Here is a 16,755-nt window from a genome sequence, read left to right as displayed (position 1 = left end):
AAAGTCGCCATCTTCACAGTGGCCTAAACGACCACGCGTAGCCCCTGGACTTGGCGAGGCCCTGTCCTACCTGCCCCCGCCGCCGCCTCGGCGGGCGGTCGGAGATCGCCGTTTCGTGTCAGAACCTGCGGTGGGACCGCAGATCATGGCACGAAACAGCGATCATGCCCGCGTGGCAAGCGCGGCCCCGCGGCGGCAGGCCAGCGCGGCGGCACGGCGGCGAGGCTGCGGGTCAGTAGGCGGCGGCTTGGCCGTCGGCGCGGGGTTCGGAGCCGGCTACGTAGCCGCCGGGGATGCGCCAGATCGCCTGGCCCATGCCGAAGGTGGAGCGGTCGGTGGCGACGGTGACCTCGTGGCCCTGCGCGCGCAGCTGCTCGACCAGGACCGGGTCGAATTCCGGCTCGACCTCGACCTGGCGTGCGGTGTGCCAGTACCAGCGCGGGCGGGTCAGCGCCTCCTGCGGGCCCAGGCCGTCGTCCACGGTCGCCAGCACCAGTTGCAGGTGGCCCTGCGGCTGCATGTGCCCGCCCATCACGCCGAACGGTCCCAGCGGTGCGCCGGCGCGGAACAGGAACCCGGGAATGATCGTGTGGAACGGCCGCTTGCCGGGCGCGGCCACGTTGGGATGGACCGGGTCCAGGCTGAACCCGGCCCCGCGGTTCTGCAGCCCGAAGCCGTACTCTCCCAGCACCACGAACGAGCCGAAGCCCTGGTACGTCGACTGGATCAGGCTCACCATCATGCCGTCGGCGTCGGCCGCGGCGAGGTAGACGGTGCCGCCCTTCATCGGGTCCCCGGGCGGCGGGTCACCGGCCCGGTCCCCGATCAGCGCCCGCCGCGCCGTCAGGTAGGCGGGGTCGAGCAGGTCCGGCATCGGGTACACGGCCGGGTCGGCGACGTACGCGTGCGCGTCGGCGAAGCCGAGTTTCATCGCCTCGATCTGCTCGTGCAGCCCGTGCCGCGGCAGCCCGTCGAGCAGCGCGAGCGCCTGCAGCGCGGCCACCCCCTGCCCGTTGGGCGGGATCTCGTACACGGTGTGCCCGCGGTAGTCCGTGCTCACCGGCTCGACCCAGGTGCTGGTGTGCTCGGCGAGGTCGGCGGCGGTGAGCAGGCCGCCGGTGTCCGCCGCGTACGCGGCCAGCGCCTGCGCGATCTCCCCGCGGTAGAAGGAGTCCGCGTGGCTGCCGCCGATCAGCCGCAGCGCCCGGCCCGCGCCCGGGTTGCGGAACAGCTCGCCGACCTGCGGCGCCCGCCCGCCCGGCGCGTACACGTCGGCCCAGGTCCGGCACTCGGGATGGTCCAGCCCGCGATGGACTTCCACCGACTCGGCCCAGCGGCTCGCGACCGTCGGCGACACCGTCCAGCCCTGCTCGGCGTAGTGCACCGCGTCGGCGAACAGCCGCTCGAACGGCAGCCGGCCGAACCGCGCGTGCAGGTCCTGCCAGCCCGCCGGGGCGCCCGGCACGGTCACCGGCAGCCACCCGCGGGCCGGTGGCGCGAGCGCGGCCTGCGCCTGCCCTCCGCCGAGCGCGCCGCCGGGCGGCTTTGCGGCCGCGGTGAGCTCGGCCAGGCTCAGCGCCGCCGGGGCACGGCCCGAGGCGTTCAGCCCGTGCAGCTCCTTCCCGTCCCAGACCAGCGCGAACAGGTCGCCACCGATGTCGTTGGAGCCGGGCTGAACCTGGGTCAGCGTGACCGCCGCGGCCACCGCGGCGTCGACCGCCGAACCACCCTCACGCAGCATCGCCAGGCCCGCCTGGGCAGCCAGCGGCTGACTCGTGGCCACCACGCCCTGAGGTGCGTACACCGCTTGTCGCATCCCTAGATCCAAACACGTGGCGCGGGGCGATATGGCTACGGGAGAGTAGGTTCTTACCTATGGCTCTCGTGGACTGGGATCTTGCCTCGACCACCGCCGCGCGCTTCGGCCCGACCGGACCGTCGGTGACCATGGCAGAAGCCACCGCGGTCGTCGCCGATCTACGTCGGCTGGCCGACGAGGCGATCGGCCACGTCGCGGAGTACACGAAGATGACCCCGCAGGTGCCGGACGCGCCGGTGCGCGTGGTCGACCGGCGCACCTGGGCCGACGTCAACGTGCAGGGGCTCCGCACGGTGATCACGCCGCTGACCGACAAGCTGGAGGAGAAGGTCGGCTTCCTCGGCAACCTGGTCGGCGCGAAGGTCACCGGCGTCGAGGCCGGGGCGGTGCTGGGCTACCTGTCCGGCAAGGTCCTCGGCCAGTACGACATCTTCGCCGCGCCGCCGGCCGAGCCAGGCCGCAAGGTCGAGGCCGGGCAGCTGCTGCTGGTCGCGCCGAACATCGTGGCCATGGAGCGCCGGATCAAGGCCGACCCCCGCGACTTCCGGCTCTGGGTGTGCCTGCACGAGGTCACCCACCGGACCCAGTTCACCGCCGTGCCGTGGCTGCGCGAGCACTTCCTGAGTGAGGTGCGGGCCTTCGTCGGTGCCACCGAGCCGCCCACCGGCAACCTGCTCAGCCAGGCCTACCAGCAGTTCGGCGCGGCGATCAAGGCGGCCCGCGAGCCCGAGGGCACCCGCGGCGCGTCGCTGATCGAAGCCGTGCAGACGCCCGAGCAGCGGGCCGTGCTCGACCGGCTCACCGCGGTGCTGACCCTGCTGGAAGGGCACGCCGAGGTGGTCATGGACGGCGTCGGGCCGCAGGTCATCCCGAGCGTCGCCACCATCCGGGCCGCGTTCGACCGCCGCCGCAACCCGAGCAACCCGGTCGAGCAGTTCCTGCGCCGACTGCTCGGCATCGACATCAAGATGCGGCAGTACGCCGAGGGCCGGGTCTTCGTGCAGTCCGTGCTGGACCGGGTCGGCATGGACGGCCTGAACCGGATCTGGACGTCCCCGCAGACCTTGCCGACCCTGGACGAGATCGCCGACCCCGACGCGTGGGTGGCCCGCGTGGTCACCGCCGACACCCTGGGATGAGGCTCGACCCCTCGGTCGCCGCCATCCGCACCGCGATCCGCCACACCCTGACCACCCTGCCCACCCCTGCCCCGCCCACCCGCCCGGCGACCGTCTCCGCGGCCGCCGCCGCGCCGACCCCTGCCGCAACTTTTGAAGAGTCGCGGCCTCAGGGCGGTCCGGATGGCGCAAGTCTTGAAGAGTTGCGGCCGGTAGAAGGGCGCCCGCTGGTGTTGGTGGCGTGTTCGGGTGGGGCGGATTCGCTGGCGCTGGCGGCGGGGGCGGTGTTCGTCGCGCCGCGGCTGGGGTGGCGGGTCGGGCTGGTGACCGTCGACCATCAGTTGCAGGAAGGGTCGGCGGGACGGGCCGAGCAGGTCGCGACGTGGGCGCGAGAGCAGGGGTTCGCGCCGGTGGAGGTCGCGACGGTCGAGGTCGGCACGCACGGCGGGCCGGAGGCGGCGGCACGGCAGGCGCGGTACGCGGCACTGGCCGAGGCGGCCGGGCGGCTCGGCGCGGTGGCGGTCCTGCTCGGACACACCCGCGACGACCAGGCCGAGACCGTGCTGCTGGCGCTGGCGCGCGGGGCCGGGCCGCGCGGACTGGCAGGGATGCCGGCACATCGCTCGCACGCGGGTGCCCGGTTCAGCCGGCCGCTGCTGGGCGTGCCGCGTTCGGCCTGCCGGGCCGCGTGTGCCGCGTTGGACCTGGTGCCGTGGGAGGACCCGCACAACACCGATCCGTCGTACGCCCGGTCGCGGGTGCGGGCCGACGCGCTGCCCGCGCTGGTCGCCGCGCTCGGCGAGGGCGTCGTGGCCAACCTGGCCCGGTCTGCGGCCCTGCTGGGCGCGGACGCCGACCTGCTCGACGAACTGGCCGGGAACGCGCTGGCAGGCTGCCGCACCGCCGCCGGGCTGTCCACGGACGCGCTGTGCGGGCTGCCCGCGGCACTGCGTACCCGCGTGCTGCACGCCTGGGCCACGGAACTGGGCGCACCCCGCGCCGCGCTGACCCACCGGCACGTCGCGGCCCTGGACGCGCTGATCACCGCCTGGCACGGGCAGGGCGCGACGCTGCTGCCCGGCGGGATCGCGGTGAGCCGCCGGTCAGGCGAGCTGACCGGCGGCTGAGGCTCAGCGGCAGCCGCAGACTGCGATCGACGCGGCGATCTTGTCCAGGGCGTTCTGTGCCGTATCGCGGTCGACCTGCACGTTCTCCGCCAGCACGGCAAACGCCAGCAGCCGCCCGTCGGCCGTCTGCACGACCCCTGACAGCGAGTTGACGAAGTTGAGCGTGCCGCTCTTGGCGCGCACGACCCCGAAGCCGGACTTCGACTTGGCGAAGCGCAGCGTCATCGTGCCCGACCAGCCCGCCACGGGCAGGCCGTTGAAGAAGTCGGACAGGTGTGAGTCGGTGCCGCCCGCGGCCTTCACGAGCAGGCCGGTCAGCACCTTCGGGGAGATCTTGTTCTTGGGCGACATACCGGAGCCGTCCAGCAGGTCGCTCTGCGTGGCGTCGAGCCCGAGCTCGGTCACCACCTGCTCGATCGCGTCGGCGGCCCCGGCGAACGAACCGGGCTGGCCCTTGGCCAGGGCGACCTGGTGCGCCAGCGCCTCGGCCAGCGTGTTGTCGCTCTCGGTCAGCATCTGCTCGACCTGTCGCAGCAGCGGTGCGGACTGCACCGCGCCCAGCTGCGTACCCGGCGCGGGAGACCCGGCCGCGGCGGCGCTGGCCTGCGGCGACGGGGCCGCCGAGCCGGTGGCCGTGGTCGCGGGCGCCTTGCCCTTGGCGCTGTCGGTCAGCCCGAGCAGCTTCGCGAAGGCGTCACCGGCCGCGCGCTCGGGATCGCTGAACCGGTTGAACGGCATCACGCGATCCTTGATGTCGGTGCGGGCACCGTTGATCATCACCGCGGTGATCCGGGAGACGTTGCCCTCGCCGAGGGTGTCCGACGGCCAGTCCGGCGACGCGGTCGGCCCGGTGAACAGGCTCCCGTCGGTGAGCACCTTGGTGATCGGGGTGTCGCCCATCGCCTTGCGGACCTGCGCCGCGAGATCGTCGAGCTGGGCCGCGCCCTCGTAGAACTTCTTCGCGGTCACGCCCAGCGTCGCGTCACCCGCGCCGATCAGCACGACCTCGCCCGGGTTCGGCCCGGCCACCACCCGGGTGGTGATCCGGTAGTCGGGGCCGCGCGTGGTGAGCACGGCGGCCGCCGTCACCAGCTTCGTGTTCGACGCCGGAGTGATCATCTCGGTGGGGGCGCGCTCGTAGAGCACCCCGCCCGTGCCGACGTCGACCACCGAGGCGCTGACGCTGCTGCCCAGCGGCGAGCTGATCACCAGCGGGTCGAGGATCCTCTTGAGCTCGGCGGCGTCCGGCACCGGGGCGTCGGACATGGCCGCCAGCACCGGCGCGACCGCCGGCTCCGCGGGCGGGGCCGCGCTGGGCGACTGCCAGTCGGGTGCGTCCAGCAGGTTCGCCATCAGGTCCGGTTTGAGCACGGCGACCCCGGCCAGCCCAGCGCCGAGCGCGACGACCAGCGTCAGCACGGTGACGAGCACGCCCTTGCGGCGCTTCTTGGGCTTGCCGACGTCCTTCGGACCGGCGGGCACGGGTTCGCCCTGTGCGGCCGGGCGGCCGTACTCACCGGAGCGGGTCGCCGGGTTCTGGCCGGCCGGTACGCCGTAGCCCGGTCCTGACGGGACCTGGGCCGAGCCGTAGCCCGCGGCGCCCTGGCCCTGCGGCGGGGATCCGTACTGGCCCTGCGGCACCTGCGCAGCGCCGAAGCCAGGCGACACCTGACCCTGCGGCACCTGCGCCGAACCGTAGCCCGGAGACACCTGGCCCTGGGACGGCTGGGCCGACCCGTACTGGCCCTGCGGCACCTGAGCGGCGCCGTAGCCGGGAGACACCTGGCCCTGGGGCACCTGCGCCGAACCGTAGCCCGGAGACACCTGGCTCTGCGGCGGCTGAGCCGTGCCGTACCGGCCCTGCGGCACCTGGGCGGAGCCGTACTGGCTATGCGGCACCTGGGCGGAGCCGTAGCCGGGCGCGGCCTGCGAGCTGCCGTGGACCTGTGGACCGGAGTCGGCCGGAGCCTGTGGATTTCCGGGCTGGGCGTCCTGTGGACGGCTGCCGTAAGGTTGCCGATCCTGCGGAGTGCTGTGCACATCCTGTGGATAAGCACCCGGTCGGGGGCTTGCGTCCTGTGGATAAGCCGGTGGATACCCGCTACGCCCCTGGTCCTGGGGCTGTGGATAACCGCTGTGGATCTGCCAGACCCACTCCTGGCCGTTCCACACCCACTCGCCCGGCGGGCCGGACGGCGAACCCGCGGCATCTCCGGGTTCGGCACCGTAGTGTGAACCTTGCCTCCCCAAAGCGGCCCTCCTCCGATGCCTCAAACCAGCCAGGCGAGACTAACTAAAATTCGCCAACGTCGGCGAACTAACAGGCCAATGGGAGTGTGAAATGGATTTCGACGTCACGGTTGAGATCCCTAAGGGGCAGCGCAACAAGTACGAGGTCGACCACGAAACCGGGCGGATCCGGCTGGATCGCACCCTGTTCACCTCCACCCAGTACCCCGCCGACTACGGGTTCATCGAGAACACCCTCGGCGAGGACGGCGACCCGCTCGACGCGCTGGTGCTGGTCCAGGAGCCGACTTTCCCCGGTTGTCTGATCAAGTGCCGCGCGATCGGCATGTTCCGCATGCGTGACGAGAAGGGCGGCGACGACAAGGTCCTCTGTGTGCCGGCCTACGACCCGCGCCTGGAGCACCTGCGTGACATCCATCACGTCGCCGAGTTCGACCGGCTGGAGATCCAGCACTTCTTCGAGGTCTACAAGGACCTGGAGCCCGGCAAGAGCGTCGAGGGCGCGACCTGGGTCGGCCGCACCGAGGCCGAAGCCGAGATCGTGCGCTCGTTCGAGCGCGCCAAGGAGAACGGCGGCCACTGAGGCCGGACATGTCGAAGGGGCGCGGCGGAGAGGTCTCCGGCCGCGCCCCTTCGGCGTGGTGTGCGGCTCAGAACGCGGGCAGCTCGGCGAGCTGAACCAGCCGGGAGCCGCGGCGGGTGATGAGGCGGCCGCGGCCGGGCGGCATGCGGTCGTACTTCATCCGGCTGCCGAACGGTGCGCTCACGATGTTCTCGGCGGACAGCATCAGGTAGGGCGCGTTGGCGGCGGCCAGGCGCGACAGCGCCGCGTCGTAGCTGGACCGGTTGCCGCCCCAGTTCGCGCCGGCGGCCGAGATCAGGTGCAGGCCGACGTCGCGGGCCTGGAACAGGAAGTCGGCCAGCGGCTCGATGGGGTGGCCGCCGCCGGAGACGACCACGTCGTAGTCGTCGATGATGAGGAAGAACTCACCGCGCCCGGCCAGCCAGGGCCGCAGCGGCATGTCCTGCGGGCGGGTGCCGTCCGGCGGCCTCCGCTCCTCCATTTTGACCCGGATCGCCTCGATGTAGTCGCGGATCTGGGACAGGTTGCTGATGTAGGCGAGTTGGTGCTCGGTGGTCACCGCGCCGAGCAGGCTGCGCCGCGGGTCGATGATGATCATCTTGGCCTGGTCGGGGGTGTACCGCTGGGTGATCGTGCGGGCGATCTGGCGCAGCAGCGTCGACTTGCCGCTCTCGCTCTCCCCGAACGCGGTGAGGTGCACGTCGGCATAGAAGTCGACGGTCGCCGGGGTGAGGTCGTCGGCGATGCCGATGGGCAGCGTCCACTCCCCGCCGGTCTCCAGGTTCATCCGCTCGTACGCGTACACGCTGGGCAGCATGCGCACCCGGGGCGCGGGCATGCCGTCCCAGTGCTTGGCGATGTGCCGGACCAGGTCGTCGCGGTCGCCGACGGCGTCCACGTCGGGGCGCAGCGCGAGCGTGAACAGCCCTTCGGGGGTGAGGCCGAAACCGGGCCGCGACGGCACCTGGGGTGCGATCTTGCGTACCCGGCAGATGGTGTCGCCGGGGTCGCCCAGCCGCAGCTCGATCTTGCTGCCGAACTGGTCCTGGATGTTGGCCCGGAAGTCGCGCCAGCGCAGCGAGGTCGCCACGACGTGCACGCCGTAGGCCAGACCGCGGGTCGCGAAGTCCGTGATGACCGGATCCAGGTCCTCGTAGCTCTCCTTGAGCGTGCTCCAGCCGTCCACGACCAGGAACACGTCGCCGTACGGGTCGTCGGTGAACCGCCCTGCGGCCCGCAGCCGCCGGTACGCCGCCATGGACTCGATGCCCTGCTCGGCGAACCGGGTCTCGCGCATGTTGAGCAGCTGCGCGACCTCGCTGACGGTGCGCCGGACCATCAACGAGTCCTGCCGCCCGGCCACGCCGCCGACGTGCGGCAGGTCGCGCAGCGCGCCGAGCGAGCCGCCGCCGAAGTCGAGGCAGTAGACCTGCACCTCCTGCGGGGTGTGGGTCAGCGCCAGGCCGGTGATCAGGGTGCGCAGCAGGGTCGACTTGCCGCTCTGGCCGCCGCCCGCGATCGCCACGTGCCCGGCGGCCCCGTCGCCCAGCCGCAGCCACTGCAGGTCGCGCAGCTGCTGAGCGGGCTTGTCGACGATGGCGACCGGCACCCGCAGCGCGCCGCGCAGGTCCGGGTTGGCGACCGTCAGGCCGCGGCCCTCGACCAGGCCGAGCTGCCCGAAAGCGAGGTCGAGCGGGTCGGAGACGTCCAGCGGCGGCAGCCACACCTGGTGGGCCGGCTGGCCCTGGCCGACCATGCGCTCGATCATGACGTCCATCAGGCTCTCACCCGGCTTGACGTCCCAGTTGACCTCGGGCTCGGCGTTCGCCGGGCGCTGCGGCACCGGCACGAAGTGGTTGCTGAAGTCGTAGACCAGGTCGCGGCCGTCGACCCGGCGGGCGGCGGCGGTCTCCCCCGCCTTCTTGAACGAGCCGGACACGTACGCGCCCTTGAAGCGCTGCAGCGGCTCCGAGCCGAACTTCAGGTAGCCGTGGCCGGGGGCCTTGGGCAGGTCGTACGCGTCGCCGACGCCGAGCACGGCCCGCGACTCCATCGCGGAGAAGGTGCGCAGGCCGATCCGGTACGACAGGTGCGTGTCCAGGCCGCGCAGCCGGCCCTCCTCCAGGCGCTGGCTGGCCAGCAGCAGGTGGATGCCGATGGACCGGCCGACCCGGCCGATCTGGACGAAGATGTCGATGAAGTCGGGGTTGGCGGTCAGCAGCTCGGAGAACTCGTCGCAGACGATGAACAGCGAGGCCAGCGGGGCCAGCGCGGCCCCGCCCGTACGCGCCTTCTCGTAGTCCTTGAGGTTGGCGAAGTTGCCCGCGGCGCGCAGCAGCTCCTGGCGGCGCAGCACCTCGCCGGTGATCGCGTCGCCCATGCGGTTGACGAGGTGGCTCTCGCCCTCCAGGTTGGTGATGACCGCGGAGGTGTGCGGCAGCCGGTCCAGCGAGGCGAACGTCGCGCCGCCCTTGAAGTCGACCAGCACGAAGTTGAGCTGCTCGGAGGAGTGCGTGGCGGCCAGGCCGAGCACCAGCGTGCGCAGCAGCTCCGACTTGCCGGAGCCGGTCGCGCCGACGAGCAGGCCGTGCGGGCCCATGCCGTCCTGCGCGGACTCCTTGATGTCGAGTTCGACCGGTGAGCCGTCCGGCCCGACGCCCAGCGGCACCCGCAGCATGTTGCGGTTCGCGCGCGGCGACCAGCCGTACGCCACGTCGAAACGCTCCGGGTCGGGAATGCCGAGCAGGTCGGCCAGGCCCTTCTCGGAGGTCATCGCGTTGCTGCTGGTGACGGTCGTGGCGGACAGGCGCAGCGGGGCGAGCCGGCGGGCCAGCGCCTCGGCCTCCACCACGCTGAGCCGGTCGGCGACGCCCACCTCGGCTACCGAGGACGCGGTGACGGTGTGCAGCGCCCGCTCCCGGCCGCGCACCTCGAGGGTGAGCATGCCGCGCTCCAGCAGCCGCGGCGGCGGGGAGTCGAGGTCCAGGATCGTCATGCCGGACAGGCCCTCGGGCACGGCGAGCTGCCCCGCCCCGGCCATGTCCGCGCCGTCGAGCACGACGACGACGTGCGGCGCAGCCTCGCCCGCGCCGAAGCGCGGCCGACCGGCCAGCACCTCGGCGAGCAGGCCCTCCATCTCCTGGGCGGAGGTGGCGAACAGCCGGGCCGGGCCCAGCGCGTCCACCCGGCTCGGGTGCTGGTGGTGCGGCAGCCACTTGGCCCAGTCCCACGCCTCGCGACGGTAGGACGAGCCGCAGATCGCGATGACCAGGTCTTCGGGCGCGTGGAACACGGCGAGCTGCGCGAGCATCGCCCGGGTCAGGCCGTGCACGTCGCCGCCGTCGCGGTGGTCGGCGGCGAACCCGGTGGTGGCCGTGTTGCTGCTGTACATGCCGTCGTTGCGCGGGGCGGCGCTGTCGCCGCGCAGGAACACCCGGCCGAAGCCGCGCATGGACAGCGCCACCGGCAGGTCGGGAACCACGGAGTACGCGTCGAGGAAGCGCCGCAGCGCCCCCGCGGTCATCGGCTCCAGCTCTTCGAGCGGGCGGGTCTCCGGCGGCAGCAGCGGGGTGGCCAGCGACTGCGGGCCGATGCCCACGCGCACGATGCCGAAGTCGGGGTCGTGCGGGCGGCGCTCCCAGAGCCGGAAGCTGTCCACCGTGGACCACAGCCGCTGCGGGTCGGGGTGGCGGTAGAACAGGCCGGTGCGCTGCTGCTGGACGGCCTGGCGGGCACGGCGGCGCAGCCCGGCGAGGTGGCGCAGGTACTCCCGCCGCGCCGCCATCATCTCGGCCTTCTTCGGCTGGCCCGCGCCGTTCATCAGGCTCGCGGCGATCATGCCGAGGCTGGAGACGCCCATCATGCCGCCGGCCACATAGGACATCTTGTCGCCGTTGCCGCGGCCGACCATCATCGCCATGCCCAGACCGCTGCCCAGCATCGGCAGGATCATCATGGCCTGCTGCCAGCGTCCACCCGCGGCCTGCGGAATCTCCGGCGGCGCGTCGATGACGAGCTCCCCGGCCGGAATCTCGGGCGCGGGACGCCGGGGTGCCCGCTTGACGATCACCGTACCCATGCGACGCCCTCCCCAAGACGGTCGGCTGAGTCATGGCGTGCCCGCTGCCGCAGCCTTAATCGCTGCCATCCTTACGCTTCGCTGCAGGATGACACCGAGCGGCCGCTCTCGCGGGCACGACGCCCGCCATGCTAGGCCATGCCACGGTTGTGCGCCCGTGCGCGGGAACGGCGCGGGATGACGCGCTGCGGCACAACGTGGTAGACGTACCGGGTGAGCTACCCCGCCGCCACGACCGCGTCCCCCACCGGCCTTGCCCGCATCACGCTGCACACCCCGCAGCGCCGCGTCGACGTGGCGCTGCCTGAGCAGGTGACGGTGGTGGATCTGCTACCGGATCTGCTGCGCCACGCCGGGGTCGGCCTCGCCGACGACGGCGAGCAGCACGGCGGCTGGGTGCTGCGCCGCGCCGACGGCAACCCGCTGACCGAGACCATGTCGCTGCAGCAGCAGTCGGTGCGCGACGGTGAGATCCTGCACCTGGTCCCGGCCCAGGAGCAGTGGCCGGAACTGGAGTACGACGACGTCGTCGAGGCGATCGCCGAGGGGGCTCGCCGCCGCGGCACCGTGTGGACCCCGGCGGCCACCCGCATGGCGACCCTGGTCGGCGCGGGCGTGCTGCTGGTGGCGGGCGTGCTGGCCCTGGTGCACGGCGGTCCGCAGTGGACGCCGGGCGGTTACCTCGCGCTGACCGTGGCGGTGCTGCTGCTGGTCGGCGGCGTGCTGGCGTCCCGGGCGTACGGCGACGGCGTCACCGGCAGCGCGCTGGCGGGCTTCGCGCTGCCGTACGCGTTCGCGGGCGGCGCGCTGGTGCTCGGCGGCGCGGACGGGGTCGGCGCACCGGGCCTGCCCGGCTGGCTCGGTGAGGCGCAGCTGCTGGTCGGCTGCGTGGCGGTGCTGCTGTTCGCGGTGCTCGGCGCCGCGGGGGTGGGCCACGGCCTGCGCGTGTTCACGGCGGGCGGCACGGCGGGCCTGCTCGGCGCGCTGACCGCACTGCTCGCCGGGCTCGGTGCGGCCGGTGCGGCCGCCGTGCTGGTCAGCGCCCTGGTCTGCGGCATCGGCCTGGTGCCGGTGCTGGCCATCCGGTTCGGCAAGGTGCCGGTGCCCTCGGTGACGCCGCCGCGCCCGGCGGACGGCGAGAGCGCCTTCGCGACGGTCCCGACGGCCCGCAACGCCGCCGACCTGCCCGACCGCTCCCGCGTCTTCGCCGCCGTGGCGCGCTCGGAGGAGCTGCTCACGGGCATGCTCATCGGGTACGCCGTGCTGATGGCGGCTGCCGGGTTCATCCTGGTGACCTCGGGCGGCACGGCCGGCCGGGTGCTCGTCGCGGTGTGCGCGACCGCGCTGCTGCTGCGCTCGCGCCTGTTCGTCACGGTGCGCCAGCGGGTGCCGCTGGTCGCCGCGGGCCTGTTCGGCCACCTGCTCCTGCTGGGCGCGGCCGTGTGGCTGTCCGAGGGCAGCGGCCGGGCCTTCTTCGCGGTCGGCACCGTCGTGCTGGCCCTGGTGATCGTGCTGGCCGGGCAGACCTGGTCCCGCAAGGCCCCCTCGCCGTACGTCGGCCGCGCCGCGGACCTGTTCGATCTGCTCGTCGTCGTCTCGGTGGTGCCGGTGGCGGCCTGGGTGCTCGGCGTGTACGGGCTGATCCAGGGCTGGGCGGCGTAGCCGGGTCCACCGGTTCGCGTCACCGAGAGGGGCGGCGATTCTTTCTCCACGCCGGAACACGTGTGAGAATGGCGGAACTGTGCCCAGACTCCGGACGCCCCGACTGGTCAGCGCCGTGCCGCGGAAAGATGCGACGGCGCTGCTACGTGTCGTGAGCGCGCTGACCCTGGCCGCGCTCGGCAGTATCGCCGCGACCACCCCGCAGGACGCGCCCGTGTCCGAGGTGTCGCAGCTGCGGGCCGACGCCGCCGAGCAGCGCGCCTCCCGCGCCGGGACCACGGACGAGCAATGGCAGCTGGGCACGCTGCAGGCCACGCGGGCCTGGCAGCTGGCTGACGGAGCGGGCGTCGTCGTCGCGGTCGTCGACTCCGGCGTCGGCGACCATCCCGACCTGAACGGCCAGGTGCTGAGCGGGCTGGACCTGGTGGACAGCTCCGGTGACGGCCGCGACGACCCGGTCGGCCACGGCACCACCGTCGCCGCGCTGATCGCGGGCCGCTCCGACGACGGCCGCGGGGTGATCGGGCTCGCGCCGAAGGCGAAGATCCTGCCGGTGCGGGTGCTCGACGAGGGCAACAAGTACGACGACGCCCGGGTGGTCGCCGAGGGCGTGCGCTGGGCGGTGGACCACGGCGCGAACGTGGTCAACCTGTCCCTTGGCGGCAGCGTCACCAGCGACGCGCTGGCCGAGGCCATCGACTACGCGTTCGACAAGGACGTCGTCGTGGTCGCCTGCGTCGGCAACGTGAGCACCGGCGGCCCCACCGAGATCTGGTATCCGGCCCGCGAGCCGGGCGTGCTCGCCGTCACCGCGATCGCCCCCGGCGACCGCCACCTGCTCTGGCCTGGCTCGCTCACCGGCGCACAGGCCGTGCTGTCCGCGCCCGGCACCGACCTGGTCGGCGCACGGCCCGGCGGCTACTGGAAGGTGCAGGGCACCAGTTTCGCCGCGCCGCTGGTCTCCGCGACCGCGGCGCTGGTCCGCTCGCGCTGGCCGGACATGCCCGCCGCCGACGTGGTGCAGCGCCTGATCTCGACCGCGCAGGACCTCGGCCGTTCGGGACGGGACGACAAGTACGGCTTCGGCCTGGTGGATCCGGTCGCCGCGCTCACCGCCGAGGTCGCGCCGGTGGTGACGAACTCGCTGGACAACGCGCCCCCGCCGGGCAAGACGGGCTTCGGCACCGCGCCGAGCCCGGCCACCAGCCCTTCGACGAGCACCCCGACCCCGGCCACGTCGCCGTCCGCCACGCCGCCGGTCGACGGTGACGTGCTGCCGCGCCGCGAGCGCGGCGGGCTCAACCTCGTCCGGCTCGAAGCCGCTCCCGGCCCGCTCCTCGACCTGCGGCCCGCGGCCCTCGGCTAGACCTGCCGGCGGCTGCCGTTCAGGCGCACTTGCCGGTACCGACCTCGCTCGTACGGGTGCGGCCCATCAGCGCGACTGTGGAGGCCTCGTCGGCGGTGACCGCGTACCCGACGTTCGGGTCGTCGGCGGCCGCCGCGAAGATCACGCCGAGCACGGTCCCGTCCGCGGAGACCAGCGGGCCGCCCGAGTTGCCGCTGCGCACCAGGCCCTTGATGGTGTAGACCTCGCGGGTGACGGTGCCGTCCTCGTAGATGTCCGGGCCGGTGATGTCGCCGACGTCGCGCACCCGGGCGGACTGCGCGTTGTACGGCCCGTCCAGTGGAAAGCCCAGCACGATCGCGTCAGCGCCGCTCCTGGCGGCTGAGTTCGCGAATCGCATCACGGGCGCCTTCAGCGACGGCACATGGATCACGGCGAGGTCGCGCTCCGGGTCGTACACCACGACCCGGCCCGACAGCCGGGCCCCGTTGAGCTCTATCCGGATCGTCTTCGTGCCCGCCACCACGTGCGCGTTGGTCATCACATGCTCGTCGGCGAAGACGAAACCGGAACCCTCGATGCGGCGGCTGCAGCTCGGCGCGCTGCCGAGCACCTTCACCACCGACTTCTTGGCGTTCAGCACCACCTGCGACCCGGCCAGCTTCGGATCCGGCGCGGGCACGTCCTTGACCTGGGTGGGCACCAGGTCGCCGAAGACCTCCGGGAAACCGTTCGTGTCGACGGTGTCGCGCAGTGCCTCGGTCAGCGTCTTCGCCTCGCCCGGCATCACCGAGTCGATGGCGGCGAGCAGGCTGCTGTTGCGCACCGCCTTGGCCAGCCAGGGCTGCGAGGCGTCGCTCAGCGGGACCGCGACCAGCCAGGCCACCAGCGCCACGGCGAGCACGGAGACGACCGCGCCGCCCAGGTCGTCGACCGTCTGCCCGGCCCGGTTGGTGATCGCCCGCCGCAACTTGCCGCCCCACCAACCGGCCAGCGACTGCCCCAGCACGGCCAGGCCGAACACCGCGATGAGCGACACCACGAGCTTGAGCACCTGGTCGGTGAGCAGCCCCGCCAGCAGCGGGCCGAGCTGAAGGCCGATCAGGGCGCCCCCGAAGAACCCGATGAACGAGAGCATGCCCACCACGAAGCCCTGCCGGTAGCCGCTCACGCCGAAGAGCAGCAGCAGGAGGATCAGGACACCGTCGACGACCGACATCGGCTCAGCCTACGGAAGGGACATCGGCGGTGCCACTAAGCGTGGCGGGCGAGCTGGGCAGGGCCTCGATCCGGTCGGTGGGCCAGGGCCGCGCCCAGCCGCCGAGTTCCAGCAGCGCGGACAGCACACCCGCGGTGAAACCCCAGACGAGCATGCCGCGCGACTGGAAGGCCGGGCCGATCCACCCGCTGGAATGGCGTACCCGCAGGCGGTGGTCCGGGTCGGCGAGCTCGGCCAGCGGCAGCCGCGCCACGTGCGCGACCTCGCCCGGGTCGTGCGCGCCGACCGGGTGCGGCGTATGCCACCAGGCCAGCACCGGGGTGACCAGGAAGTCGGTCACCGGGATCCACAGCGTGGGCAGCTGCGCCAGCACGGTGACGCTGGCCGGGTCCAGCCCGACCTCCTCGTTCGCCTCGCGCAGGGCTGTCGCGCTCAGGTCGGCGTCCGCCGGCTCGACCGCGCCGCCGGGGAAGGCCGGCTGGCCGGCGTGGTTACGCAGGGTCGCGCTGCGCTGCATGATCAGCACGTCGGGGCCGTGCTCGCCCTCGGCCAGCAGGATGAGCACGGCCGCGGGCCGGCCGCCCTCGTCGGGTGTCGGGATGCGGGTGAAGTCGACGGCACGCGCGGCGCGCACCCGGGTCAGCAGCGGTTCGAACCACGCCGGCAGCTGCCCGGTGACCACTTCACTCATGCCTTCTCCTCGGAGCGCTCGTTCATACGCGACCGAAGTGCTGCTGGAGCAGCTGCTCCAGGGTCTGGTCGGTCAGCGCCACGTCGCGGTAGACGCTCGCCCGGCCGTCCGCGCCGACGAACAGCGTGAGCGGCAGCAGGTTCTCGCCCACGGCGACCTTCAGCCCGCCGGACCGGTCGTACACGCTCGGCAGGCTCACCTTCAGCTCGTCGGCGAGCCAGGCGGCGGCGTCGCGGCCGTCCTCGGTCACCACGCCGAGCACCGACACCCGGCCGCTGTCGGCCAGCCGCTGGAACACGGGCAGCTCCCTGCGGCACGGCCCGCACCAGGAGGCCCACAGATTGATCACGAGCGGACCGCGCAGCGAGGACAGGCGCACCGCTTCGCCGCCGGCCATGCACTCCAGGGTCAGCTCAGGAAGATTGATCACCCGGGTGTCCCGGCGGGCCGGTGAACCGCTGGCGGCCGCGCCGTTCGCCTTCGGCGCCGAGCTGGTCGGCAGTGTCGCGATGGGCCCGTCGTGGCCGGTGGTCGGCACGACCGCTCCTTGGACGACCGAGGGTGACGCAGGCACCGGCCGACCGCTCGCGGCACCCGTGGCCGGTGCCGTGGTGACCCGGGGAGTCGCCGACGGGGCAATGGTCGCGGCACCGCCGCTGAGCGTGGCGCATGCCGCGAACGGCTGTGGCACGGTCTCGTCCGGCCCGGCAACTCCACCCGTCGAGGTGCACGCGGCCAGCAGCGTCGCCGCCAGAGCGGCCACCGCCATGGCGCTCTTTCGGGGAAGTTGCTGCTTCATCGGAGCAGATGGCAGCACTTTCCCCGAAAATGCGGCTCCGGCTGGGTCCCGGCTGAGGGCGCGA

Annotated in this window: 10 protein-coding genes and 1 pseudogene; 5 read left to right on the top strand and 6 right to left on the bottom strand. The window is 73.0% G+C overall.

Features of this window, described 5'->3' with window-relative positions; genetic code table 11:
- Window positions 1-232 precede the first annotated feature (232 nt).
- Window positions 233-1,804 carry a gamma-glutamyltransferase family protein gene (locus tag F6W97_RS07795; protein WP_230686479.1) on the bottom strand — a complete coding sequence of 524 codons (1,572 nt, stop codon included), beginning with the start codon at window positions 1,802-1,804 and terminating at the stop codon, window positions 233-235.
- Window positions 1,805-1,875: 71 nt separating this feature from the next.
- On the opposite strand from F6W97_RS07795, the gene F6W97_RS07790 reads away from it, so the two are divergent.
- On the top strand, window positions 1,876-2,958 hold the full coding sequence (locus F6W97_RS07790) for a zinc-dependent metalloprotease (RefSeq protein WP_155369422.1): 1,083 nt from the start codon (window positions 1,876-1,878) through the stop codon (window positions 2,956-2,958).
- A 209-nt stretch (window positions 2,959-3,167) separates the two neighbouring features.
- A pseudogene (gene tilS / locus F6W97_RS07785) lies at window positions 3,168-4,064 on the top strand (tRNA lysidine(34) synthetase TilS); the annotation flags it as partial.
- Between the two features lie 3 nt (window positions 4,065-4,067).
- Here the strand turns inward: tilS and dacB are convergent.
- Window positions 4,068-6,104: a D-alanyl-D-alanine carboxypeptidase/D-alanyl-D-alanine endopeptidase gene (dacB, locus tag F6W97_RS07780; RefSeq protein ID WP_230686478.1), complete on the bottom strand. Its 2,037-nt coding sequence runs from the start codon at window positions 6,102-6,104 to the stop codon at window positions 4,068-4,070.
- A gap of 301 nt (window positions 6,105-6,405) precedes the next feature.
- Here dacB and F6W97_RS07775 point away from each other — a divergent pair, with 301 nt between their 5' ends.
- Window positions 6,406-6,897, top strand: a complete 492-nt coding sequence (locus F6W97_RS07775) for an inorganic diphosphatase (RefSeq protein WP_155369420.1) — start codon at window positions 6,406-6,408, stop codon at window positions 6,895-6,897.
- 67 nt (window positions 6,898-6,964) lie between these two features.
- On the opposite strand, the gene eccCa is transcribed toward F6W97_RS07775, so the two are convergent.
- Window positions 6,965-10,975 carry a type VII secretion protein EccCa gene (gene eccCa / locus F6W97_RS07770; protein ID WP_155369418.1) on the bottom strand — a complete coding sequence of 1,337 codons (4,011 nt, stop codon included), beginning with the start codon at window positions 10,973-10,975 and terminating at the stop codon, window positions 6,965-6,967.
- A 213-nt stretch (window positions 10,976-11,188) separates the two neighbouring features.
- On the opposite strand from eccCa, the gene eccD reads away from it, so the two are divergent.
- A complete protein-coding gene (eccD, locus tag F6W97_RS07765; protein ID WP_155369416.1) occupies window positions 11,189-12,637 on the top strand; it encodes a type VII secretion integral membrane protein EccD in 1,449 nt (482 codons plus the stop codon).
- Window positions 12,638-12,788: 151 nt separating this feature from the next.
- Window positions 12,789-14,003 carry a type VII secretion-associated serine protease mycosin gene (gene mycP / locus F6W97_RS07760; protein ID WP_407924552.1) on the top strand — a complete coding sequence of 405 codons (1,215 nt, stop codon included), beginning with the start codon at window positions 12,789-12,791 and terminating at the stop codon, window positions 14,001-14,003.
- A gap of 19 nt (window positions 14,004-14,022) precedes the next feature.
- Here mycP and F6W97_RS07755 read toward each other — a convergent pair whose 3' ends face one another.
- The 3 genes from F6W97_RS07755 to F6W97_RS07745 are packed head-to-tail and all read right to left on the bottom strand — an operon-like array spanning window position 14,023 to window position 16,661.
- Window positions 14,023-15,201 (bottom strand): MarP family serine protease, encoded by a 1,179-nt coding sequence (locus F6W97_RS07755; protein ID WP_155369413.1) that lies wholly within the window; start codon window positions 15,199-15,201, stop codon window positions 14,023-14,025.
- Between the two features lie 4 nt (window positions 15,202-15,205).
- The gene (locus F6W97_RS07750; RefSeq protein ID WP_155369412.1) at window positions 15,206-15,892 is read right to left on the bottom strand and encodes an NUDIX hydrolase; all 687 of its coding nucleotides are present in this window, start codon (window positions 15,890-15,892) and stop codon (window positions 15,206-15,208) included.
- A gap of 22 nt (window positions 15,893-15,914) precedes the next feature.
- Window positions 15,915-16,661, bottom strand: coding sequence for a TlpA disulfide reductase family protein (locus F6W97_RS07745; protein WP_196279012.1), 747 nt, complete (start codon window positions 16,659-16,661; stop codon window positions 15,915-15,917).
- Window positions 16,662-16,755: the final 94 nt, after the last annotated feature.

Source organism: Catellatospora vulcania (genome assembly GCF_009720385.1).
GTDB classification, from domain to species: domain Bacteria; phylum Actinomycetota; class Actinomycetes; order Mycobacteriales; family Micromonosporaceae; genus Catellatospora; species Catellatospora vulcania.
The sequence above is the reverse complement of the archived record's forward strand: the minus strand, read 5'-3'. Positions and strand labels throughout refer to the sequence as shown.